The 20,702-nt window shown below is 56.4% G+C and carries 20 protein-coding genes; 4 read left to right on the top strand and 16 right to left on the bottom strand.

All coding sequences use genetic code 11. From position 1 onward, the window contains the following. Window positions 1-69: 69 nt before the first annotated feature. The 11 genes from phnK to OGX93_RS11785 all read right to left on the bottom strand — a co-directional run bounded on the left by phnK (window position 70) and on the right by OGX93_RS11785 (window position 8,261). Window positions 70-828 carry a phosphonate C-P lyase system protein PhnK gene (gene phnK, locus OGX93_RS11735; RefSeq protein ID WP_047459591.1) on the bottom strand — a complete coding sequence of 253 codons (759 nt, stop codon included), beginning with the start codon at window positions 826-828 and terminating at the stop codon, window positions 70-72. Next, window positions 825-1,616, bottom strand: coding sequence for an alpha-D-ribose 1-methylphosphonate 5-phosphate C-P-lyase PhnJ (gene phnJ / locus OGX93_RS11740; RefSeq protein WP_174234025.1), 792 nt, complete (start codon window positions 1,614-1,616; stop codon window positions 825-827). The genes phnK and phnJ overlap by 4 nt, the downstream gene beginning before the upstream one ends. Before the next feature lie 46 nt (window positions 1,617-1,662). Continuing rightward, window positions 1,663-2,730, bottom strand: coding sequence for a carbon-phosphorus lyase complex subunit (locus OGX93_RS11745; RefSeq protein WP_012134543.1), 1,068 nt, complete (start codon window positions 2,728-2,730; stop codon window positions 1,663-1,665). Continuing rightward, window positions 2,730-3,314 (bottom strand): phosphonate C-P lyase system protein PhnH, encoded by a 585-nt coding sequence (phnH, locus tag OGX93_RS11750; RefSeq protein WP_012134542.1) that lies wholly within the window; start codon window positions 3,312-3,314, stop codon window positions 2,730-2,732. The genes OGX93_RS11745 and phnH overlap by 1 nt, the downstream gene beginning before the upstream one ends. Further along, window positions 3,311-3,763 (bottom strand): phosphonate C-P lyase system protein PhnG, encoded by a 453-nt coding sequence (phnG, locus tag OGX93_RS11755; protein WP_012134541.1) that lies wholly within the window; start codon window positions 3,761-3,763, stop codon window positions 3,311-3,313. Before phnG ends, phnH begins: the two co-directional genes overlap by 4 nt. Window positions 3,764-3,767: 4 nt before the next feature. After that, the gene (gene phnF / locus OGX93_RS11760) at window positions 3,768-4,493 is read right to left on the bottom strand and encodes a phosphonate metabolism transcriptional regulator PhnF (RefSeq protein ID WP_024130818.1); all 726 of its coding nucleotides are present in this window, start codon (window positions 4,491-4,493) and stop codon (window positions 3,768-3,770) included. 20 nt (window positions 4,494-4,513) lie between these two features. Continuing rightward, window positions 4,514-5,293 (bottom strand): phosphonate ABC transporter, permease protein PhnE, encoded by a 780-nt coding sequence (gene phnE / locus OGX93_RS11765; protein ID WP_012134539.1) that lies wholly within the window; start codon window positions 5,291-5,293, stop codon window positions 4,514-4,516. A 104-nt stretch (window positions 5,294-5,397) separates the two neighbouring features. Further along, window positions 5,398-6,414 carry a phosphonate ABC transporter substrate-binding protein gene (phnD, locus tag OGX93_RS11770; protein ID WP_024130817.1) on the bottom strand — a complete coding sequence of 339 codons (1,017 nt, stop codon included), beginning with the start codon at window positions 6,412-6,414 and terminating at the stop codon, window positions 5,398-5,400. A 23-nt stretch (window positions 6,415-6,437) separates the two neighbouring features. Then, on the bottom strand, window positions 6,438-7,226 hold the full coding sequence (phnC, locus tag OGX93_RS11775) for a phosphonate ABC transporter ATP-binding protein (RefSeq protein ID WP_112001340.1): 789 nt from the start codon (window positions 7,224-7,226) through the stop codon (window positions 6,438-6,440). Window positions 7,227-7,358: 132 nt separating this feature from the next. After that, window positions 7,359-7,805, bottom strand: coding sequence for a VOC family metalloprotein YjdN (gene yjdN / locus OGX93_RS11780; RefSeq protein ID WP_047459584.1), 447 nt, complete (start codon window positions 7,803-7,805; stop codon window positions 7,359-7,361). Between the two features lie 120 nt (window positions 7,806-7,925). Then, on the bottom strand, window positions 7,926-8,261 hold the full coding sequence (locus tag OGX93_RS11785) for a zinc ribbon domain-containing protein YjdM (RefSeq protein WP_003031835.1): 336 nt from the start codon (window positions 8,259-8,261) through the stop codon (window positions 7,926-7,928). 431 nt (window positions 8,262-8,692) lie between these two features. On the opposite strand from OGX93_RS11785, the gene crfC reads away from it, so the two are divergent. Both crfC and OGX93_RS11795 read left to right on the top strand, forming a co-directional pair. Continuing rightward, window positions 8,693-11,047: a clamp-binding protein CrfC gene (gene crfC, locus OGX93_RS11790; RefSeq protein WP_112001339.1), complete on the top strand. Its 2,355-nt coding sequence runs from the start codon at window positions 8,693-8,695 to the stop codon at window positions 11,045-11,047. Continuing rightward, window positions 11,044-11,937, top strand: coding sequence for a diguanylate cyclase regulator RdcB family protein (locus tag OGX93_RS11795; protein ID WP_012134530.1), 894 nt, complete (start codon window positions 11,044-11,046; stop codon window positions 11,935-11,937). The genes crfC and OGX93_RS11795 overlap by 4 nt, the downstream gene beginning before the upstream one ends. Before the next feature lie 17 nt (window positions 11,938-11,954). Here the strand turns inward: OGX93_RS11795 and kdgT are convergent, their stop codons facing one another. After that, window positions 11,955-12,953, bottom strand: coding sequence for a 2-keto-3-deoxygluconate transporter (gene kdgT / locus OGX93_RS11800; protein ID WP_071257264.1), 999 nt, complete (start codon window positions 12,951-12,953; stop codon window positions 11,955-11,957). Window positions 12,954-13,661: 708 nt separating this feature from the next. Here kdgT and proP point away from each other — a divergent pair. Together proP and pmrR are read left to right on the top strand one after the other, a co-directional pair. Then, entirely contained in the window at window positions 13,662-15,164 is a 1,503-nt protein-coding gene (gene proP / locus OGX93_RS11805; protein ID WP_047459579.1) for a glycine betaine/L-proline transporter ProP, read from the top strand. A 178-nt stretch (window positions 15,165-15,342) separates the two neighbouring features. Continuing rightward, window positions 15,343-15,432: an LpxT activity modulator PmrR gene (gene pmrR / locus OGX93_RS11810; RefSeq protein WP_052194426.1), complete on the top strand. Its 90-nt coding sequence runs from the start codon at window positions 15,343-15,345 to the stop codon at window positions 15,430-15,432. Here pmrR and pmrB read toward each other — a convergent pair. From pmrB to fumA, 4 genes are all read right to left on the bottom strand, one after another. Further along, window positions 15,426-16,511: a two-component system sensor histidine kinase PmrB gene (gene pmrB, locus OGX93_RS11815; protein WP_024130816.1), complete on the bottom strand. Its 1,086-nt coding sequence runs from the start codon at window positions 16,509-16,511 to the stop codon at window positions 15,426-15,428. The genes pmrR and pmrB overlap by 7 nt on opposite strands. Then, complete coding sequence (pmrA, locus tag OGX93_RS11820; protein ID WP_012134524.1) at window positions 16,512-17,180, bottom strand: two-component system response regulator PmrA; 669 nt, start codon at window positions 17,178-17,180, stop codon at window positions 16,512-16,514. Continuing rightward, a complete protein-coding gene (gene eptA, locus OGX93_RS11825) occupies window positions 17,177-18,820 on the bottom strand; it encodes a phosphoethanolamine transferase EptA (RefSeq protein WP_214143876.1) in 1,644 nt (547 codons plus the stop codon). The genes pmrA and eptA overlap by 4 nt, the downstream gene beginning before the upstream one ends. Before the next feature lie 198 nt (window positions 18,821-19,018). Next, the gene (fumA, locus tag OGX93_RS11830; protein ID WP_071257269.1) at window positions 19,019-20,665 is read right to left on the bottom strand and encodes a class I fumarate hydratase FumA; all 1,647 of its coding nucleotides are present in this window, start codon (window positions 20,663-20,665) and stop codon (window positions 19,019-19,021) included. Window positions 20,666-20,702 lie beyond the last annotated feature (37 nt).

Raw genomic sequence — 20,702 nt, forward strand, 5'->3', positions numbered from 1 at the left:
GGTGCGCTTTTTGTAGGACGGGTAAGCAAAGCGCCACCCGGCAAAACAAAAAATCAGCAAAACAAAAAATCAGTTCTGCAATACCGACGACACCAGCAACTGGGTATAAGGGTGGTGTGGATCGTCGAGCACGCGGTCGGTTAATCCACTTTCCACCACCTGACCCTGCTTCATTACCAGCAGACGGTCCGCTAACAGGCGCGCCACGCCCAAATCGTGGGTGACAATCACCACAGCCAGATCCAGTTCCACCACCAGGCCGCGCAGCAGGTCCAGCAGCTTTGCCTGTACGGAAACGTCCAGCCCGCCGGTGGGTTCGTCCATAAACACCAGCTTCGGGTGAGTGACCAGGTTGCGGGCGATCTGCAAACGCTGCTGCATCCCGCCGGAAAAAGTGGTCGGCAGGTCGTCGATGCGCGAAGCCGGAATTTCCACCTCCTCCAGCCAGCGCTTCGCCGTGGCGCGGATTTCACCATAGTGACGCGCGCCGGTGGCCATCAGGCGTTCGCCGATATTGCCGCCCGCCGAGACCTGGCGGCGCAGTCCGTCCATCGGATGCTGATGCACCACGCCCCATTCCGTGCGTAGCAGGCGGCGGCGGTCGGCTTCGCTCATGCCGTACAGTGAACGGTTCTGGTACAAAATGTCGCCGGACTGCGGCGTCAGGCGCGAGGAGATCGATTTCAGCAGGGTGGTTTTGCCGGAACCGGACTCCCCGACAATGCCCAGCACTTCACCAGGCCACAGGTCAAAAGAAACATCGCTGAAGCCTTTGCCCGGCGCGTAGAGATGGGTCAGGTTATTGACTGAAAGCAGCGGTTGCGTCATTTGCTGAGTGCCTCGCTCTGTTGGCGGCAATAATCGGTGTCGGAGCAGACAAACATCCGTTTGCCGGTGTCATCCAGCACCACTTCGTCGAGATAGCTGTGCGTCGAACCGCAGATGGCGCAGGGCTCATCCCAGGTTTGTACGGTGAACGGGTGATCGTCGAAATCGAGGCTTTCCACGCGGGTCCAGGGCGGCACGGCATAGATGCGTTTTTCGCGTCCCGCGCCGAACAGTTGCAGCGCGGGCATCATATTCATCTTCGGGTTGTCGAATTTCGGGATCGGCGACGGGTCCATGACGTAGCGGTCATTGACCTTCACCGGGTAGGCGTAGGTGGTGGCGATATGGCCGAAGCGGGCGATATCTTCGTACAGCTTCACCTGCATGACGCCGTACTCTTCCAGCGCGTGCATGGTGCGGGTTTCGGTTTCGCGCGGTTCGATAAAACGCAGCGGTTCAGGGATCGGCACCTGGAAGATAATGATCTGATCTTCGGTCAACGGCGTTTCCGGGATCCGGTGACGGGTCTGGATCAGCGTCGCGTCTTCGGTGCGTTCGGTGGTGTTCACGCCGGTTACGCGCTTAAAGAAGTTGCGGATCGACACGGCGTTGGTGGTGTCATCCGCCCCCTGGTCGATCACTTTCAGAATGTCCGGCTCGCCAATCACGCTGGCGGTAAGCTGAATGCCGCCCGTTCCCCAGCCGTAGGGCATCGGCATTTCACGCCCGCCGAACGGCACCTGATAACCGGGGATCGCCACCGCTTTTAAAATAGCGCGGCGGATCATGCGTTTGGTTTGCTCGTCGAGATAAGCAAAGTTGTAGCCGGAGAGGTTAGTCGTCACGGGCGGCCTCCTGTTGCAGGCGTTTGAGCAGTTCCAGTTCAGCCTGGAAATCGACGTAGTGGGGGAGTTTGAGGTGCGAAACAAAACCCGCCGCCTCGACGTTATCCGCATGCGCCAGCACGAACTCTTCGTCCTGCGCCGGTCCCGTGACCGTTTCATCGTATTCGGGTGCCTGTAGGGCTCTTTCCACCAGCGCCATCGCCATTGCTTTACGTTCGCTCATGCCGAACACCAGTCCGTAGCCGCGGGTAAAGTGCGGCGCGTCGTTTTCCGGTGCGACAAAGCCGTTGACCATTTCGCATTCCGTCATCAGCAGTTCGCCGACGTTCACGGCAAATCCCAGCTCCTCCGGCACCGTTTCCAGCCCGACGTAGCCGCTGCGGATCTCACCAGCAAACGGGTGGTTGCGCCCGTAGCCGCGTTGCGTGGAATACGCCAGCGCCAGCAGATACCCTTCGTCGCCGCGCATCAGCTGTTGCAGGCGTGAGGAGCGCGAACAAGGGTAAACCGGCGGCGTGCGGGTGATGTCATCCGGCACGGCGCCGCTGTCTTCTTCACGCTTCGCCAGCCCCTGGTTCGCCAGCAGAGAAAAAACGTGCGGCGCGGCGTCCTGCATGGCGTCAGCGGTACGCAACGGCGGCGTTTCGCCGTTCGCCAGCAGGGTAAAATCGAGCAGGCGATGGGTGTAATCGTAGGTCGGCCCCAGCAACTGCCCGCCGGGAATATCCTTGTAAACGGCGGAGATACGGCGCTCTAAACGCATCTCTGCGGTGTTCAGCGGCTCACTGACCGCCAGTTTTGCCAGCGTGGTGCGGTATGCGCGCAGCAGGAAAATGGCTTCAATGTTATCGCCGCTGGCCTGTTTTAAGGCGAGCGCGGCCAGTTCGCGGTCGGCGATGCCTCCTTCGGTCATCACGCGATCCACGGCCAGGTTCAACTGTTGCTCGATTTGCGCCACGCTCAGTTCGGCGAGGGTGTCGTCGCCCCGGCGTCGGTTTTCCTGCAACGCGTGGGCGTTGGCTATCGCCTTTTCGCCCCCTTTGACGGCTACGTACATCAGCACACCTCCACATGGGTGGTTCGCGGAATCGCCAGCAGTCGCTCGCCGCAGGTGAGGATGAGATCGACCCCCAGCGGGAACGGGTGCGGGCGCTCAGTCAGTTCATGGATGAGGCACTCCGGCAGCTGCGGGGCAATCATGCGTTCTTCGGCGATACCCGCCCCGGTCAGGCGCAGCATGCGTCCGCCGCTCAGGCTGGCGACCTGGACGATCAGGGTGGCGCTGGTTTCCGGCGCGACGGCGCTTCCGGCGGAAAGGGCGTTTAGCTGCTCGCTGCTGATGCGTTCATCGGCGACGGCAAAAGCGGCCTGCTGCGGCTGTTCAACCAGCGGCGCGCTGGTGTGAAAGCGCAGGTTCTGACTGGCAATGTCGTTGTTGATGGACGGCGCGAGCCATACCGGGGTGTCGCCGTCAACCAGAGTGAGCAATACGCTGGTGGTGGCCAGATTCAGCGGCTGCCAGCCGTGTTTCAGTTGATGCAGGGCGACAATCACCCCTGGCTCGCTCATCGCCTTCAGCAGGCGACGAAAACTCTGTTGCGCGTCCTGAACGGGCAGGGTAAAGGCGGTTTGTAGGGTCATGCGTTATCTCCGCGTACCAGCGTAAAGAAGTCGACCCGGCTGGCGTTTACTTCGGCGCGGCGAGCGGTAATGTGTGCGTCGCGTTCCGCCTCCAGCGGGGCAATTAAGGTTTCCATTAAGGTCTGGAAGTGAGTGTGCTCCTGCAACAGCGCGTCGATGACGGCGCACTGCTCGGCGTGGTGTTTGTTGCGTCCCAGCAGGTAGCTGTAGCCCAGCGTGCCGCTCTTAAGACGCACCACCGCACGGGTCAGCGTGGTATCTCCGGCGAAAAAGCGGTTGCCGGTGCCGCCCATGCGGGCCTGAATCTGCATCAGCCCGGTTTCCGGGGCGCGAATCAGTTCGTATTCCGGCGTGAGTTTCAGCGCCTGCATTTTCACGTTAAGCGCGTCGGCGTTGCTGTAAGCCAGCGCGCGCATCCAGCGCTGGCGAGTGGCGGTATCGAAGTGCATTCCGTCAGTGCTCCATAGTGAATTCGATCATGTCGGCGCGGGTCAGGCTGACGGAGTACTCCGTCGCGTTTTCCTCGCCGTCACGGTGGTTCAGTGTGCGCACGCACAGCAGCGGCGCCATATTGGGAATTTCCAGCACCTTGCTCTCTTTGGCCTGCGCACGGCGGGCACTGATGCGCGTCTGGGTGCGCTGTAGCGCCAGACCGCACTGCTCGCGCAGGTAGTCATGCAGCGAACCGTGGTTAAAGCCCTGCAACAGCGGCCAGAGGGCGAGGTCGGAAAAGTAATGGTCGATCAGGCACAGGGCGATGCCATTTACCCGGCGCAGGGTGCGCAGGTGGATGACGTTATCACCCTCTTTGACGCTCAGCGCATCGGCGATGTGGCTGGATGCCGGGCGCAGCACCGCCAGCAGTTTTTCGCTGGTGGGATGACTGCCTTGTTCCAGCAGATTCTGGCTAAAGCGCGCCTGGGCATTGAGCGGGTAATCGAACGGGCGCATCAGCACCAGTACGCCGACGCCCTGGCGACGCTGCACCCAACCGCGCTCCACGAGCTGATCGATGGCGCGGCGCAGCGTGTGGCGGTTCACCTCATAGCGGGCGGCAAGCTGATGTTCCGCCGGAAGGTAATCGCCGCAGCGGTAATGCTGGCGAAGCTCCTGCTCAAGTCTCGCGGCAATCTCCTGATAGCGCGTTGGGTAACTGGTCGGATGTGTAGACAAGTGCATAGCCATCAATGCCTCGCTAATCAGATAAAGTGCTTACGCAAACGCTGGGAGAGGAAATCCAGCAGGCTGACGGTAATGATGATTAACACCATCAGGGCGCAGGTCTGCGGGAACTGAAAGCCGCGAATCGCTTCCCACAGCGTGACGCCGATGCCGCCTGCGCCCACCATGCCGACCACCGTGGCGGAGCGGACGTTGGACTCAAAACGGTACAGCGAGTAGGAGATGAGCAGCGGCATAACCTGCGGCAGCACGCCGTAGAGGATCTCTTCAATTTTGTTGGCGCCGGTGGCGCGAATGCCTTCAACCGGGCCGGGTTCAATGGCTTCCACCGCTTCGGAAAGCAGCTTGGAGAGCACGCCGGTGGTGTGGATAAACAGCGCCATTACCCCGGCAAACGGCCCGAGACCAACGGCGACCACGAACAGCATGGCGAAAACCATTTCGTTAATCGCGCGGCAGGCGTCCATCAGGCGACGCATCGGCTGGTAAATCCACCACGGCACGAGGTTATCGGCGCACATCAGGCCGCAGGGAATCGACAGAATGACCGCCAGCGCAGTGCCCCAGACGGCGATTTGCAGGGTGACGGCCATTTCGCCCAGATAGTGCTGCCACTGGCTGAAGTCCGGCGGGAAGAAGTCGGCGGCGAAGGTCGCCATGTTGCCGGAATCCTGAATTAGCGTGAGCGGGGCCATTTCGGCGCCCTTCCACGAAACGACCAGGACGGCGAGAAGGATGGCCCAGCTCAGGAGCGAGAACCAGCTACGCTTTGGCGGGGCGACGGTGATGCTTTGCATGTTTAGCTCCGTGCGTCGTTTATTGCCGGATGGCAGCGCTTGCGCCTTATCTGGCCTACAGAACATCGTAGGCCCGGTAAGCGAAGCGCCACCGGGCATCAGGTTTACTGCACCGCTTTGGTGACGCTGGTCATCGCGCCCAGCGCGGCGGTCAGGCGGTCGAGATCGTCCAGCTGCGCTTTAATCGCGGAGGTTTTGCTGGTTTTTTCGCTCTCGTTCAGCCCTTTGTTGTCCTTCACGCCCTGCATTTCTTTAAACAGCGCCAGCTGGCGAATCGGCACCAGTTGCAGGTCGCTGGAGGGGCGGAATGGCGCCCAGCCCAGGCGTTCCAGCACGGTTTTCTCTTCCGCTGTTTTGCCGTAATTCATAAAGAAGTCGTACACCTTGTCCTTGGTGGTTTCGGAGAGATTTTTACGCCAGACGATTGGATCGCCCGGGATCAGCGGCGACTTCCAGACAACCTTCAGTGCTTTCAGCTTGTCCGGCGCGGAGGTTTTCAGTTTGTCGAGGTTTTCGGTGTTATTGGTTGCGACATCCACCTGCTTGTTGGCGACGGCCAGCGCGTTGGTTTCGTGGCTGGCGTTAACGGTGCGTTTGAAGTCGCTGGCGGAGATGCCGTTTTTGGCGAAGACGTAATAACCGGGGACGAGGAAGCCAGAGGTGGAGTTCGGATCGCCATTGCCGAAGGTGAGATCTTTACGTTTGGCGATCAGATCGTCCAGGTTATTGATCGGGCTGTCTTTGTTGACGATCAACACGCTCCAGTAGCCCGGCGATCCGTCTGCGGCGACGGTCTGGGCAAATACCTGACCGTTAGCGCGATCCACGGCTTCCATCGCCGAGAGGTTGCCGTACCAGGCGATATCCACTTTGTTGAAGCGCATTCCCTGAATGATGCCCGCATAGTCAGGCGCGAAGAAGGCGTTCACTTTGACGCCCAGTTTCTTTTCCATGTCCTTCAGGAACGGGTCCCACTGCGGCTTCAGGTTTTGCTGTGATTCGGTCGAAATAATGCCAAAGTTCAGTGCTTTTTCCTGTTCTTCCGCATGTGCCGGGCTTAACAAGGTGCTGATGCTGAACATGCTGGTGAACGCCAGCGCGGCAACGGCTTTGTAGCTCATTTCCATTCCTCATTGTGGGGATGTTAAGCAGCCTGCGCGTTCTGTTCGACGCGGTTCATGCTGCGGTAGAGATGGTCAAAACGATCGTTATCAAAGTGCTGGCTGCTGCCGTCATAGAACACATGCCCCTGACGCAGCGCCACAATGCGTTCGCAGTAGCGCAGGGCGTAATCCACCTGATGCAGCGTGACGACCACGGTGATGCCGTCGGTCTGGTTAATGTCGCGCAGGGTGTCCATCACAATGCGCGCCGACTCCGGGTCCAGCGAGGCGATCGGCTCATCGGCGAGGATCACTTTCGCCTGCTGCATCAATGCCCTGGCGATAGCAACGCGCTGCTGCTGTCCGCCGGAAAGCGTCGATACGCGCTGATGCGCGAAGTGCGCCATCCCGACGCGGGTCAGCGCCTGTAGCGCGCGCTGCTTCTGCGCCTGGGTGAACCAGCTAAAACAGGTACGCCAGAACGGCGTGCTGCCGAGCGCGCCAATCAGCACGTTCTCCAGTACGGTCAGACGGTTCACGAGGTTGAACTGCTGGAAGATGTAGCCGGTGTGAGCGCGGCTTTTGCGGATGTCCCGCGCCAGTTTGCCCTCACGCTGTACCGTGCGGCCCAGCAGCTCGACATGGCAGTCCGGCGCTTTATCGCCGGTAATCAAACCGCTTAAGTGACGTAAAAGGGTGGATTTGCCGGAACCGGAAGGCCCAAGCAGAGCCACCATCTCACCGGAAGAGATGTTCAGATCAACCGCATGCAGCGCCTGATGCTGATTGAACGTTTTGGAGAGTTTCTCGACGCGAATAACCGTTTGCATGATGCGGCCTCCCTAAAAAAGTGGCCCCATCGTGGCGGATTAATGTGACGTTTTAGTTAAGGGATGGTTACTTGACGATGAAGAATTGAAGGGGCTTCGATGACAGCACGGGAGGGCGCGCCTCCCGTCGGTTTACTCTGTCGGCTGCGGCTGTTTCACCACATTGATCATCCACGGTACGCCATATTGATCGGTCACTTTCCCGAAACCGTGCGCCCAGAAGGTTTCCTGCCAGTCCATTTCGATTTGTCCCTGTGCGGCCAGGTTATCAAACCAGCGTTTCCCTTCGGCGACATCCTGCGTGTCGAGCACCAGCGTAAAGCCGGAGTAACTCGCGTTACCCGACGCGACGGCGTCGCTCATCATGATGTCGCTGCCTGCAATGCGCACGTTGGCGTGGGCGATGGAGGTATCAGGGAATTGCATGCCTGACGGGCAACCGTCTTCGCTGCCCTGCTCTGGCGGGGGCATTTCACCAAAGGTGATTTTATAGAGGAGTTCCGCGCCTAACGTTTTGTGGTAGTACGCGATAGCGTCGGCACAGTGACCGGCAAAAGAGATGTAGGGACTTAACGGCATAATCGTGACCTCAGGTAAGAGAAGCCAGTTAAGTGTAGTTATCGTAGGCCCGGTAAGCGAAGCGCCACCGGGCAATAAATGCCGGATGGCGGCGTAAACGCCTTACCGGGCCTGGAAAAATCAGTTCTTTTTCACAAACTCAGATTTCAGCTTCATCGGGCCAAAGCCATCGATCTTGCAATCAATGTTGTGGTCGCCTTCAACCAGACGGATGTTCTTCACTTTGGTGCCAATTTTCAGCATGGAAGAACTGCCTTTTACTTTCAGATCTTTAACAACGGTCACGCTGTCGCCGTCTGCCAGCAGGTTGCCGTTGGCATCTTTTACGATCAGCTCGTCGCTGTCCTGCGCCGGTTCTGCGTCGTTCCATTCATGGGCGCATTCCGGGCAGATGAACATGCCGTTATCTTCGTAGGTATATTCGGAGTTGCATTGTGGGCAATGGGGTAATGACATGTCGATTTCCTCAAAAAAGTCAGCAGGGGCAAAAGCGCCCAAAAAATGGCAGATTGCCGAAAAAGGCCGCAATTATACACAAAATCCTTAACGTTGTCGGGACTACTCGCAATTTAAGGATACGACAACCTGTGGCTGAAGGTTGCCGCCAGGGAAAGAAAAATGTCATGACTATTTTTTTAAGGGAAATTGCTACGTTTTACTATTTAAGATAAGGTGAGAGGAACGACCAGACGCGTTATAAATCTTTATCCCTCTTACTTTTACACGGTAAGAGAGACAGGTGTGGTTGATAAAAATATCTCTAATATTAACAATAAGTTATTTTAATAAAATTATTTCCACACGTAATTATAAAAGCCGAAAAGCAAACAAATAAAATCATCCGGCTAAATAAAAGTAATAAAGTTTGCGTTAAGGAAAGATTTTCCATGTACACACAGACAATATATGAATTAAGCCAGGAAGCGGAAAGATTGTTGCTGCTTTCTCTGGAACATCTCCGGTTATTGCAACAACTGCCTGTGGCTTCGCTGGGTGGCGCCGCTCAGGAAGGGGGGGAAGGGAATGAAAATACCCGGTCTCAGCATGTTAGCGGGCGTGACGTGGAGGCTCAGCACGGCACGCTCAATAATGAGCTACGCAAAATAACGCGCCTGGAGATGGTGCTGGCGATTGTCGGGACGATGAAGGCTGGGAAGTCGACGACAATTAACGCCATTGTCGGAACCGAAGTCCTGCCCAACCGTAATCGGCCGATGACGGCGTTACCGACGCTGATTCGCCATACGCCAGGGCAGAAAGAGCCGGTGCTGCATTTTTCTCACGTCGCGCCGATTGATACGCTCATGCAAACGCTGCAACAGCGTATGCAGGCGTGCGATCGCCAGCATCTGACCCAGGTGCTGGAAATCGATAAAGACATGAATGCGCTGCTCCAGCGAATTGAAAAGGGCGTGGCTTTTGAGCGTCATTACCTGGGCGCGCAGCCCATCTTCCACTGTCTGAAAAGCCTGAACGATCTGGTGCGCTTGTCAAAAGCGCTGGGGGTCGATTTTCCTTTTGCGGCGTATGCCGCGATTGAACATATTCCGGTGATTGAGGTGGAGTTTGTGCATCTGGCGGGGCTGGAGAACTATCCGGGGCAACTGACGCTACTGGATACGCCCGGCCCTAATGAAGCCGGGCAGCCGCACCTGCAAAAGATGCTTAATGAACAGCTGGCGCGCGCTTCTGCCGTACTGGCGGTGATGGATTACACCCAACTGAAATCCATTTCGGATGAAGAGGTGCGCCAGGCCATTGCGGCGGTGGGGAAATCCGTGCCGCTGTACGCACTGGTGAATAAGTTCGATCAGAAAGACCGCAACAGCGACGATGAAGAACAGGTTCGCGCGCTGATTTCCGGCACGCTGATGAATGGCAGCATTACGCCCGGGCAAATTTTTCCGGTCTCTTCCATGTGGGGGTATCTGGCGAACCGTGCGCGTCACGAACTGCGGGTGCACGGGCGGTTGCCGGATCATCAGGAACAGCGCTGGGTGCAGGATTTTGCCGAGGCGGCGCTCGGCAGGCGCTGGCGGAGCGCAGATCTTGATGATATCGAACATATTCGTCATGCCGCCGATCTGCTGTGGGAAGATTCGCTATTTGAACAGCCCGTACAGCGGCTGATTCACGCCGCTTACGCCAACGCCTCACTGTATGCGCTCCGGTCGGCGTCGCATAAGTTATTGAATTACGCACAGCGCGCGCGTGAATATCTGGATTTTCGCTATCACGGGCTGACGGTGGCGCATGACGCGTTGCAGGTCAATATTTCCCGCGTCGAAGAAGATATGCGGCAGCTTCAGGTGAGCCAGGATCGCGTGAGCGATGAGGTCGGCCATGAAGTTGAACGGATGATGGAGGCGGCGAACACGTTCCTGAGCCAGCAGCAGGCCGATATTTTGCACCGTATCGCGCCGCTTTTTCGCGAAGAGAGCGTGGTGGCGTGGCTGCCGCGCGATCCGCTTTCCCCTGAGCAGGAGGCGGTGGTCGAGGGCGAAACGCTGGTGCTGCATAACGAAAGGCAGGCGCAGGTCGTTTTAAGCAAAATGCGTGCGTCATGCGAAGCGGTATTACTGGCGGCGCAGGAGAACATTAGCCGCGATCTGGCGCTGCGCTTCGAACAGCTCGAATCGACGCTAAGCCGGGTGTTAAATGACGCGATGCGGCCAATTGAGGCGCGGGTAAAAGACGATCTGAGCCAGGCGGGGTTCCGGGCGCGAATCAGCTTCCCGACGTTTCATGCCAGTATGTTTAACTTCAATACTCAACCGTTGTTTAGCGAGGCGGTCGCTCAGGAGAACCCGCCGGAAGGCGCCGCGCCTCGCGCGGGCGGTGTGCGCGACACCTTTGCGCGCTGGCTGAATCAACCGAACTGGGGATGGAATGATTATGTGGAAGCCAGGACACGCTATGTCATTGATATAACGGCATTGCATAACACTCTGATCCAGCATGTCAGCCATTTCTTCCAACAAATTCATAAAGCTTTAGATGCCCAGGTCGATGTTTCTGTTACGGCAGGTATGGCGACCTTTTTTGCCGATTTTTCGTTGTGTCTGTCGGGATTGCAGGAGAGCTTGCGCGAGAGTCTGGTGACGCGCCAGCAACATGAATCGGTTGTGAACAGACTGAGCCAACAGTTACAGCACAGTATCTCCGCCACCCGGTGGATTCATGAAGATTCCCGCCTGTTACGTGATGATATCCAGACCCTTTTTGCAGCCGAGCACTCATGACGAACGTGTTACTGGAAGGCCCGGGACGGATGCTGGAATGCATTCACCCGAAGTTTATGGTCGATCTGGTTCAGGGAGAAGAGCCGAAGCGACCTGGCGGCAACCTGCAACAGCAGCAGCGTTTTCGCGAACGCCTGACGCAAGAAATTCTGAGCCAGACGCAGCTTCGCGCCTGGGTCATGGCGGGCGTATTCAATGAGCATCTGATGATGCGTCTTAAGCTGGTGGAAAAACTGGCGGGGATGCTCGATCCCGGCCATCTGGCGCTAACGCGCATTTCCCGGCAATTGACCCTTCTGCAACAGACGGAAAGCCCCAGAGGGCAAGCTATTCCTGGCATCACGCAGCAGTTAGCGGCGCTGAGCGACGGGTTTGCCCGGCGCAGCGAACATAAAGAGAAGGCGCTGACCCGGCGTGGATTGACGGTGCAGGCGGGCGAACACAGCGAGCAGATTTTTACCCGCTGGCGCGCCGGAGCCTATGACGGCTGGTCATTGCCGGGGCGCTGTTTTGTCGCGCTGGAGGAACTGCGCTGGGGGCCGTTTGGCGATGCCTGTCGGTTGGGCAATATGGAAGTGGTCGCGATGCTGAAAGATAATTTGCGCGCGATGGCTACCGATTATCTGGCGCACAGTATTCACGCCGCGCCCACCACGCGTCATTATTACCATCAGTGGCTTCATTCGCCCGCTGTGGCCGGCGCGGGGGAGCACAATGACATGTTGAGCTGGATTGGCGACTGGTGCGATCCCGATAAACATCCGGTGTGCTGGTCAGTGACCCAGCGCTGGCAGACGGTGGCGTTGGGGATGCCAAGGCTGTGTTCGGCACAGCGCCTGGTGGATGCGATGATTGAGGAGATTTTTGCGCCGTCCCCTCTCGTGGGCTGAGAGGGGACGTATGACGTTTAGTGATGGAGGGATTCCGTTGGGTTTGCCTTCGCGTTGCCCGGCGCCGGGACGTTGCCGAAACGTTTTGCATACAGGGCGGTGATAATCGGAACCAGAATCGCCGTCACAATCACGCTGGCGGCAACCAGCGCCGTGGCGGACGCGGCGACGGGTTCAAACGCCGGGTTAATCTGCGCGATGATCACCGGGTTTGCTACCGCAGCGCCTGCCGCAGAGGAGGCCGCGACGCCCGCAGTGCCGTTACCGCCGCCAATGACGCGGTCTGCGATAATCAACGGGATTCCGGTAATAATGATAACCGCGACACCCAGCAGGATGCCCAGCAGGCCGGTATCGACAATCACGCTCAGGTTAATGGTGTTACCCAGCGCAAAGCCGAAGAACGGGATCAGCACTGGTGTGGCTTTGCTGAAGAACGCGCGCAGGTCGTGGTCCAGGTTGCCTAATGTGAAGCCAATCAGGAACGGCAGCACGGCGCCGACAAAGTGATGCGGTTCGAAGGAGGCGAGGCCTGCGGAACCCAGAATCACCATCGTCATCAGCGGGCCAGATTCCAGAGACATCAGGACGAACGCGCCGGACTCTTCTTTGGTGCCGTACTGGTTCATCAGGCTGGCGTACAGGCCGCCGTTGGTCATGTCCATTGCGGAGACGATCGCCAGTACGGACAAACCGGCGAAGAAGCCGGTTTGAATACCGGTATCCGGGATAAACGAGGCGGCAATCATCGCGACCACCCACGCCACGGCTATTTTAGTAATAACCAGCGTACCCGATTTACGTAATACCGTCCCGGTAGCGCGCAAATCAATCGAGGCGCCAATACAGAAGAACCAGACGGCCAGAATCGGCACGGTGCCGCTGATCATGCCTTTTGTAAATGAACCAAAATAGGCGCCGGTATCCGGGGCCAGGGTATTTAAAATTGCGCCGAGCAGCAGAGGGATCAACATCATCCCGCCAGGGATGCGTTCAATCGTGGCTTTAATTTTCATAAAAGTCCTCACATCTTGTCGCGCGGAACTAACGGACAAGTCGATAAATATTATTTAATTTCAATTTGTTATTTCACAAAGAGAACGGCGGGAAACCCTCTTTCTCCCTGCGTGATACATAATCGAATGTGGCATACGTCTGTTTGTCACAATCCTCAGGGATGTTGCGTCGGGTGTTATCTTGCATTCAGTGGAATATTGATTCAATCAAAATAAAACACTGTTTTAGTTATCTTCATCACATATTTTACGTAAAGGCCAGGGAACGCGATGATTATTAAAAATGCTGTAAATTGTTTGTGAAGAGTTATGGCGGATTTTTTGCTAGCAGCATAATAGTGACGGACGTGATATTTCGAAAAGAATAACGAAATCGCCTCTCATTTATTGTCAATAATGCGCTTTGCTGACAATGTAAAAATACAGATAAAAATGCCCTTATTTACGCTCGCTGACGAAACGGCAATATATGTGTGAAGTTGATCACAAATTTAAACACTGGTAGGGTAAAGAGGTCATTAACCGCCCAATCAGGCGTCAACAGGTTCGGTTGTACAGACCTTGACCAGTCAGTGTAAGTAAACCTGCTACGCTTGTTCTACGAGGAATTGTGCCCGCACGATTCCAACGCTCGACGGTGACGTTAGCGCTTTGTGCGCCAATGAATGCAGTATGTAGCGAGACAGGGCTTAGTCTACGAGGACAGCTATGCTGAAAAGGAAAAAAGTAAAACCGATTACGCTTCGCGATGTGACCATTATTGATGATGGTAAACTGCGTAAAGCGATTACCGCAGCCTCGCTGGGTAATGCGATGGAGTGGTTTGATTTTGGTGTTTATGGGTTTGTCGCCTACGCGTTAGGTAAAGTGTTTTTCCCGGGGGCTGACCCCAGCGTGCAGATGATTGCCGCACTTGCCACCTTCTCCGTTCCCTTCCTGATTCGACCGCTTGGCGGCTTATTCTTCGGTATGCTCGGCGATAAATATGGTCGCCAGAAGATTCTTGCCATCACGATTGTGATTATGTCGATCAGTACGTTCTGTATCGGGTTGATTCCCTCTTATGCCTCTATCGGCATCTGGGCGCCGATACTGTTGCTGCTGTGTAAGATGGCGCAGGGCTTCTCGGTCGGCGGCGAATATACCGGCGCGTCGATCTTTGTCGCCGAATACTCGCCAGACCGTAAACGCGGCTTTATGGGAAGCTGGCTGGACTTCGGCTCCATTGCGGGCTTCGTGCTGGGCGCGGGCGTGGTGGTGCTGATCTCCACCGTTGTCGGCGAGGAGAACTTCCTCGACTGGGGCTGGCGTATTCCGTTCTTCATCGCACTGCCGCTAGGGATCATTGGTCTTTATCTGCGCCATGCGCTGGAAGAGACCCCGGCCTTCCAGCAGCATGTGGATAAGCTGGAGCAGGGCGATCGCGAAGGTTTGCAGGAAGGGCCAAAAGTCTCCTTTAAAGAGATTGCAACCAAACACTGGCGCAGCCTGCTGGCGTGTATCGGCCTGGTGATTGCCACCAACGTGACCTACTACATGCTGCTCACCTATATGCCGAGCTATCTGTCGCATAACCTGCACTACTCGGAAGACCACGGCGTGCTGATTATTATCGCCATCATGATCGGGATGCTGTTTGTGCAGCCGGTGATGGGGCTGCTCAGTGACCGTTTCGGTCGCCGTCCGTTTGTGATTATGGGCAGTATCGCGCTGTTTGCGCTGGCTATTCCGGCCTTTATTCTGATCAACAGTAATATTATCGGCCTGATTTTTGCCGGTCTGCTGATGCTGGCGGTGATCCTGAACTGCTTTACCGGGGTGATGGCTTCTTCTCTGCCAGCGATGTTCCCGACGCACATCCGTTACAGCGCGCTGGCGGCGGCGTTTAATATCTCGGTGCTGATTGCGGGTCTGACGCCGACCCTGGCCGCCTGGCTGGTGGAAAGCTCGCAGAACCTGATGATGCCAGCCTATTACCTGATGGCGATTGCGGTCGTCGGTTTTATTACCGGTATTACCATGAAAGAGACCGCCAACCGTCCGCTGAAAGGGGCGACGCCAGCGGCCTCGGATATCCAGGAAGCGAAAGAAATCCTTGGCGAGCACTACGATAATATCGAGCAGAAAATCGAAGATATCGATCAGGAGATTGAGGAGTTGCAGGCTAAACGTTCGCGGTTAGTGCAGCAGCATCCGCGTATTGACGAGTAAGCTTTAGCGCACCGCCTGATGGCGCTGCGCTTATCAGGCCTACAGACGGTGCAACACCTTTGCCTGATGGCGCTACGCTTATCAGGCCTACAGACTGCGTTTATCAGGTCGACAAATCTTAATGTTCGCTTAATCTTCGTCAGGCATACTCTCCTCCAGACCATCGGAGGAGAGTGTGATGAAAACGCGAATGTATGAAAGTCTGACAACCCTGTTCAGTATGCTGATTGTCAGCAGTTTCCTGTATGTCTGGGTTACGACTTACTGATCTCTTTTCAACAGCACCCACGCGCGGGTTCCCGTCGTTCCCACACGGTTTTGCAAAAAGAATTGCCCGTGGTGCAACTGCGTGATGCGGGAGACGATGCTCAATCCCAGCCCGATACCGCCATAGCGACTGTCCATGCGGACAAACGCTTCACTTAACTCCCCGCATTTACTTTCATCAATTCCCGGCCCTTCGTCTTCGACGGCCATCATCGCGTCGCTTTCCGCATTATTGAGGATAATGGTGATGGTTGACCCTTTCGGACTGTAGCGGTGCGCATTTTCCACAAGATTACGCAACAGCATACGCAGTAGCGTGGCATCGCCGCGCACGGTGGCGTCTGCTGTGCTTTCCGGCAGTTGCAGCGTCTGCTGGCGTGTTTCCAGCATGGTGTTCAGTTCATCGTAAGAGGGCAGGATCACGTCATCCAGCAGCTTCACCGACTGGTAATTACCGGATGAGAACGACTGCCCCACGCGCGCTAATTGCAGCAGCTGTGAGACGCTGTCCATCATTTGATCAAGACGCGCAATCAACGGCGTGACGTTAACGTTGTGCGCTTTCGCCAGCAGTTCCAGATGCAGACGCACGCCCGCCAGCGGCGTGCGTAGCTCGTGGGCGACGTCGGCGGTGAACAGGCGTTCATTCTCCAGCGTCGTCGTCAGGCGAGTGACCAGTTGGTTAAGCGCCGAGACGACGGCTTCAATTTCAATCGTCGAGCTGTGAATGTCGATAGGCGTCAGGTTATCGGCCGTGCGGGCTTCCAGCTCTTTTTGCAGGTCGGCAAGCGGGCGGGTGATGCGCCGGACGGCCTGATAGCAGATCAGCAGCGTCAGGCTGACCATAAACACGGCGGGAACGATCAGGCTGGCGACCGCTTCGCGAACCTCATGCCTGATGTGCCGATCGTTATTCCTGTCCTCCAGCAGCGCCTGCTCGAAAAGCTCAATCTGCTCGGTGCTCTCGTGCCATAGCCAGAAGGTGCTGATCAGTTGCAGCACCAGCAGGATAGAGCCAATGGTCAGCATCAGACGCTGACGAAGGGTCATCGGTCTGTGCAGAAAACGCGTAAGGTTCACTTAGTTTTCCTCAACGGCAACCAGCATATAACCAAACCCGCGCACCGTGCGGATACGTGATTTCCCCACTTTGTCGCGCAGGTTGTGAATATGCACTTCCAGGGTATTGGTTGACGGTTCGTTATCCCAGTTATAGATGTCGTTATACAAGATTTCACGGTGTACCGGGCTGCCTGCTTTGAGCATCAGCCGCGACAGCAGCGCATACTCTTTGGGCGTTAAGATAAGCTCTTGCCCGGCCAGCCACACCTGACGACGCCCCAGATTCAGCATCAGATTGCCGACGGTCAATTCGCTTTCACCCTGATTGTGATGACGACGCAGCAGCGCGCGAATACGCGCATGTAACTCCTCCAGCGCAAACGGCTTCACCAGATAATCATCCGCCCCGACATCCAGCCCGGTGATGCGGTCGTTGAGCGTGTCGCGGGCGGTGAGGATCAATACCGGAAGGGTGTATTTTTTCTGTCTTATTCGCGTCAGAAAATGCAGACCGTCCTCATCAGGCAACCCAAGATCCAGCACGACCAGGCTGTAATGCCCTGTTTCCAGACAGTGTTCCGCCGCCCGGGCGGTAGAAACGCCGTCGCAGGCGTAACCCTCCGTTTGTGCAGCAAGTATCAGTCCCTGTAATAACAGCGTATCGTCTTCAACAATCAGAATTTTCATTCAGTTAGCCTCCTGCAAGGTTGCAGAATATCGTCTGCGGCCTGGTAGTTCCTGGTCTGTACGCCCGTTAATCCGAGCATGGTTGAGAAAAGGTTGTCCTGCGAGAAATCCTCCTGGGCTGCCCGCTTTTGCAAACATGTCAGGTCTGTCCGGTAACGTTTCTGATAATCCTCCGAGAGCCAGAGGAGCATCGGGATATGCTTTTGTGCATCCGGCGCAATGGCGTATGGCAGCCCATGCAAATAGACGCCATTTTCTCCTAAAGATTCACCGTGGTCGGAAAGATAGACCAGGCTGGTGGTGAATTTATCCTGATGCGCTTTTAATATATTGATTGCCTTATCAACAATATAGTCCACGTACAGTACGGTATTATCGTACGTATTCACTAACTGTTGCTGCGAACAGGTCTGAATTTCATTGGTGTCGCAGGTCGGGGTAAATTGCGCAAATTGCGGCGGATAACGGTGATAATAGGTCGGGCCGTGGCTGCCGATGGTGTGCAGCACAATGACGCCATCGCCCTGGAGTTTATCGATGTATTCCTCCAGCCCGTGAAAGAGCACTTCGTCGTAACATTCGCCGTTAATGCACTGACCCGGCAATTTCAGCGCGGTCATATCCTGATGCGGCACGCGATCGCAGGCGCCTTTACAGCCGCCGTCGTTATCGTTCCACAGCACGCTAACTCCGGCTCGCTGAATGATGTCCAGCAACCCTTCCTGATGGTGCGCCAGCCCTTCGTTGTAGTGTTTACGCGGCATACCGGAAAACATGCAGGGAACCGAGATCGCCGTTGCGGTGCCGCAGGAGGTGGTGTGCGGGAAGTAGACCACATTATCCTGCGCCAGACGCGGATTGGTGTGCCGTGAATAGCCAGACAGCGAGAAGTTATCCCCACGCGAGGTTTCGCCGACGATCAGGATGGTCAGATTATGCCGTTTTTCTTTCAGCATCGCGGGATTGCGATGCGCATCTTCGCCAATGCGTACCAAAGGCAGGTTGGCGAGTTGTTCATGTGAATACCACGACCAACTGGCGACCAGGCTGTTCGACGGGCTGAGAGACTTGATCAGCTCTTTGTTATTGCGAAAAAGCGAGGCGTAATCTTTGTAGAAGCAGGCGGCGACCAGCACGATCAGCAAAAGCGAAGCCAGCACGTTGAGGGCGCGATACGCGCCGCTGCGTAATGTCAGAGAGGTCGGTTTGATTTTGATGCTACAGGCGATTACCGCCGCCAGAAGGCCGCTTAATCCCAGCGTAAGCGCCATTTGCGGCGTGACCAGCGCGAACGTTTCTGCCGGTGTGGTATCCATCATGTTGGCGATCATGGAGCGGTCCATGACGATGCCGTAGGTCATGATGAAGTATTGCGCGGCGGCGCCCGTCAGAATAAAGAGGCAGGCCAGCGGGCGGTTAAGCCACAGGAACGACGCCAGCGTCAGTACGATATTGATGACGCTAAACGCGACAAGCGGCATGGATAAAAACACCAGCACGTTGTGCATTGAATCCAGCGGCAGGGCTTGCATCACCTGCTTGTAGAAAGCGATGTTCAGACAGACGGCGATGTAGAATGAAAGGAGTAACAGCCAGGTAATGTGTCCGAGGGTCGGTCTTTTTAAAACGCGCTTCAGCATTATGGTATGTCCATCAACTAAGTGCGCCGATCCTCGCAAAGCAACATTAAGCCAACCTTAAGTTTTTAAGGTTGTGGGGCGACCTGCGATCGTCGCCACAGGACTGATAAACGTAGCGCCATCGGGGGGTAAACGGCGTATCCGCCATGCTGTAAATAAAGGGAAAAACGGCCCGACAGGATCGCCGGGCCGGGCAGGTTATTTCGCGCAGTTCGCGCACTGTTTGCTGACAATCTGCTGGAAGAAATCGTTGCCTTTGTCATCCACCAGGATAAACGCCGGGAAGTCTTCCACTTCGATTTTCCAGATCGCTTCCATCCCCAGTTCCGGGTACTCCACGCACTCCAGATGCTTGATACTCTGCTGCGCCAGCACCGCAGCCGGGCCGCCAATGCTGCCCAGATAGAAGCCGCCGTATTTGTGGCAGGCGTCGGTGACCTGCTGGCTACGGTTGCCTTTCGCCAGCATGATCATGCTGCCGCCGTGAGATTGCAGCAGGTCAACGTAGGAGTCCATGCGTCCTGCGGTGGTTGGCCCCAGGGAGCCGGACGGGTAGCCTGCTGGCGTTTTCGCCGGGCCTGCGTAGTAGATGGGGTGATCTTTAATGTACTGCGGCAGACCTTCGCCGGATTCGATGCGCTCTTTCAGCTTCGCATGGGCGATATCGCGACCGACGATGATGGTGCCGCTCAGCGACAGGCGGGTTGATACCGGGTACTGTGAAAGCTGGGCGAGGATCTCTTTCATCGGCCGGTTGAGGTCAACTTTCACCACTTCGCCTTCACCGGCCTGACGCAGGGCTTCCGGGATGTACTGCGCGGGATTGTGTTCCAGTTTTTCGATCCAGATCCCTTCACGGTTGATTTTGGCTTTGATGTTGCGGTCAGCCGAGCAGGAGACGCCCATGCCGACCGGGCAGGACGCGCCGTGACGCGGCAGGCGGATTACCCGGATATCGTGCGCGAAGTATTTACCGCCAAACTGTGCGCCGAGGCCGAGCTTCTGCGCCTCTTCCAGCAGTTCCTGTTCCAGTTGAATATCGCGGAAGGCCTGGCCGTGTTCGTTACCTTCAGTCGGCAGACCGTCGTAATAATGCGCACTGGCCAGCTTCACGGTTTTCAGCGTGCTTTCCGCCGATGTCCCGCCAATCACAAACGCGATGTGGTACGGCGGGCAGGCTGCGGTGCCCAGGGTACGCATTTTCTCAACGAGGAAGTTTTTCAGCTTGCCGGGCGTCAGCAGCGCTTTGGTTTCCTGATACAGATAGGTTTTGTTCGCCGAGCCGCCGCCTTTTGCCACGCAAAGGAACTTGTATTCGTCGCCATCAACCGTGTAGAGGTCGATTTGCGCGGGCAGGTTGGTGCCGGTGTTGACCTCTTTGTACATATCCAGCGCGGCGTTCTGCGAATAGCGCAGGTTGTCTTCGATATAGGTGTTGAACACGCCTTTGGAGAGCGCGGCTTCATCGCCGCCGCCCGTCCAGACGCGCTGGCCCTTTTTACCGACGATAATCGCCGTGCCGGTATCCTGGCAGGTCGGCAGAACGCCTTTAGCGGCAATTTCGGAGTTGCGTAAAAATTGCAGCGCGACGTACTTATCGTTTTCGCTGGCTTCGGGGTCATGGAGAATGGAGGCGACTTGTTGCTGGTGCTCCGGGCGGAGCATAAAGGAGGCATCGTGGAAGGCTTGCTGGGCCAGGAGCGTCAGGGCCTGTGGCTCAACCTTCAGTATCGACTCTCCTTCAAATTCGCCAACGCTAACGTGATCGGAGGTCAGGAGATAATACTCCGTTTTGTCTTCCCCCATCGGGAAAGGCGCCTGATATATAAATTCTTTATTCGACATATGCTTCCAGCCTTTTTAATTATCCTGAATTATTTGA

This window comes from Citrobacter sp. CK195 (genome assembly GCF_030333365.1).
In the GTDB taxonomy this organism is placed as follows: Bacteria; Pseudomonadota; Gammaproteobacteria; order Enterobacterales; family Enterobacteriaceae; genus Citrobacter_B; species Citrobacter_B koseri.

What these genes read in the sequence shown, in the direction of transcription:
- phnG (WP_012134541.1), bottom strand. Translation starts at nt 3,763, where the DNA reads ATGCACTTCGATACCGCCACTCGCCAGCGCTGGATGCGCGCGCTGGCT.
- phnH (WP_012134542.1), bottom strand. Translation starts at nt 3,314, where the DNA reads ATGACCCTACAAACCGCCTTTACCCTGCCCGTTCAGGACGCGCAACAG.
- phnD (WP_024130817.1), bottom strand. Translation starts at nt 6,414, where the DNA reads ATGAGCTACAAAGCCGTTGCCGCGCTGGCGTTCACCAGCATGTTCAGC.
- OGX93_RS11795 (WP_012134530.1), top strand. Translation starts at nt 11,044, where the DNA reads ATGACGAACGTGTTACTGGAAGGCCCGGGACGGATGCTGGAATGCATT.
- crfC (WP_112001339.1), top strand. Translation starts at nt 8,693, where the DNA reads ATGTACACACAGACAATATATGAATTAAGCCAGGAAGCGGAAAGATTG.
- yjdN (WP_047459584.1), bottom strand. Translation starts at nt 7,805, where the DNA reads ATGCCGTTAAGTCCCTACATCTCTTTTGCCGGTCACTGTGCCGACGCT.
- pmrR (WP_052194426.1), top strand. Translation starts at nt 15,343, where the DNA reads ATGAAAACGCGAATGTATGAAAGTCTGACAACCCTGTTCAGTATGCTG.
- phnE (WP_012134539.1), bottom strand. Translation starts at nt 5,293, where the DNA reads ATGCAAAGCATCACCGTCGCCCCGCCAAAGCGTAGCTGGTTCTCGCTC.
- phnF (WP_024130818.1), bottom strand. Translation starts at nt 4,493, where the DNA reads ATGCACTTGTCTACACATCCGACCAGTTACCCAACGCGCTATCAGGAG.
- phnK (WP_047459591.1), bottom strand. Translation starts at nt 828, where the DNA reads ATGACGCAACCGCTGCTTTCAGTCAATAACCTGACCCATCTCTACGCG.
- OGX93_RS11745 (WP_012134543.1), bottom strand. Translation starts at nt 2,730, where the DNA reads ATGTACGTAGCCGTCAAAGGGGGCGAAAAGGCGATAGCCAACGCCCAC.
- OGX93_RS11785 (WP_003031835.1), bottom strand. Translation starts at nt 8,261, where the DNA reads ATGTCATTACCCCATTGCCCACAATGCAACTCCGAATATACCTACGAA.
- fumA (WP_071257269.1), bottom strand. Translation starts at nt 20,665, where the DNA reads ATGTCGAATAAAGAATTTATATATCAGGCGCCTTTCCCGATGGGGGAA.
- kdgT (WP_071257264.1), bottom strand. Translation starts at nt 12,953, where the DNA reads ATGAAAATTAAAGCCACGATTGAACGCATCCCTGGCGGGATGATGTTG.
- eptA (WP_214143876.1), bottom strand. Translation starts at nt 18,820, where the DNA reads ATGCTGAAGCGCGTTTTAAAAAGACCGACCCTCGGACACATTACCTGG.
- proP (WP_047459579.1), top strand. Translation starts at nt 13,662, where the DNA reads ATGCTGAAAAGGAAAAAAGTAAAACCGATTACGCTTCGCGATGTGACC.
- pmrA (WP_012134524.1), bottom strand. Translation starts at nt 17,180, where the DNA reads ATGAAAATTCTGATTGTTGAAGACGATACGCTGTTATTACAGGGACTG.
- phnJ (WP_174234025.1), bottom strand. Translation starts at nt 1,616, where the DNA reads ATGATCCGCCGCGCTATTTTAAAAGCGGTGGCGATCCCCGGTTATCAG.
- phnC (WP_112001340.1), bottom strand. Translation starts at nt 7,226, where the DNA reads ATGCAAACGGTTATTCGCGTCGAGAAACTCTCCAAAACGTTCAATCAG.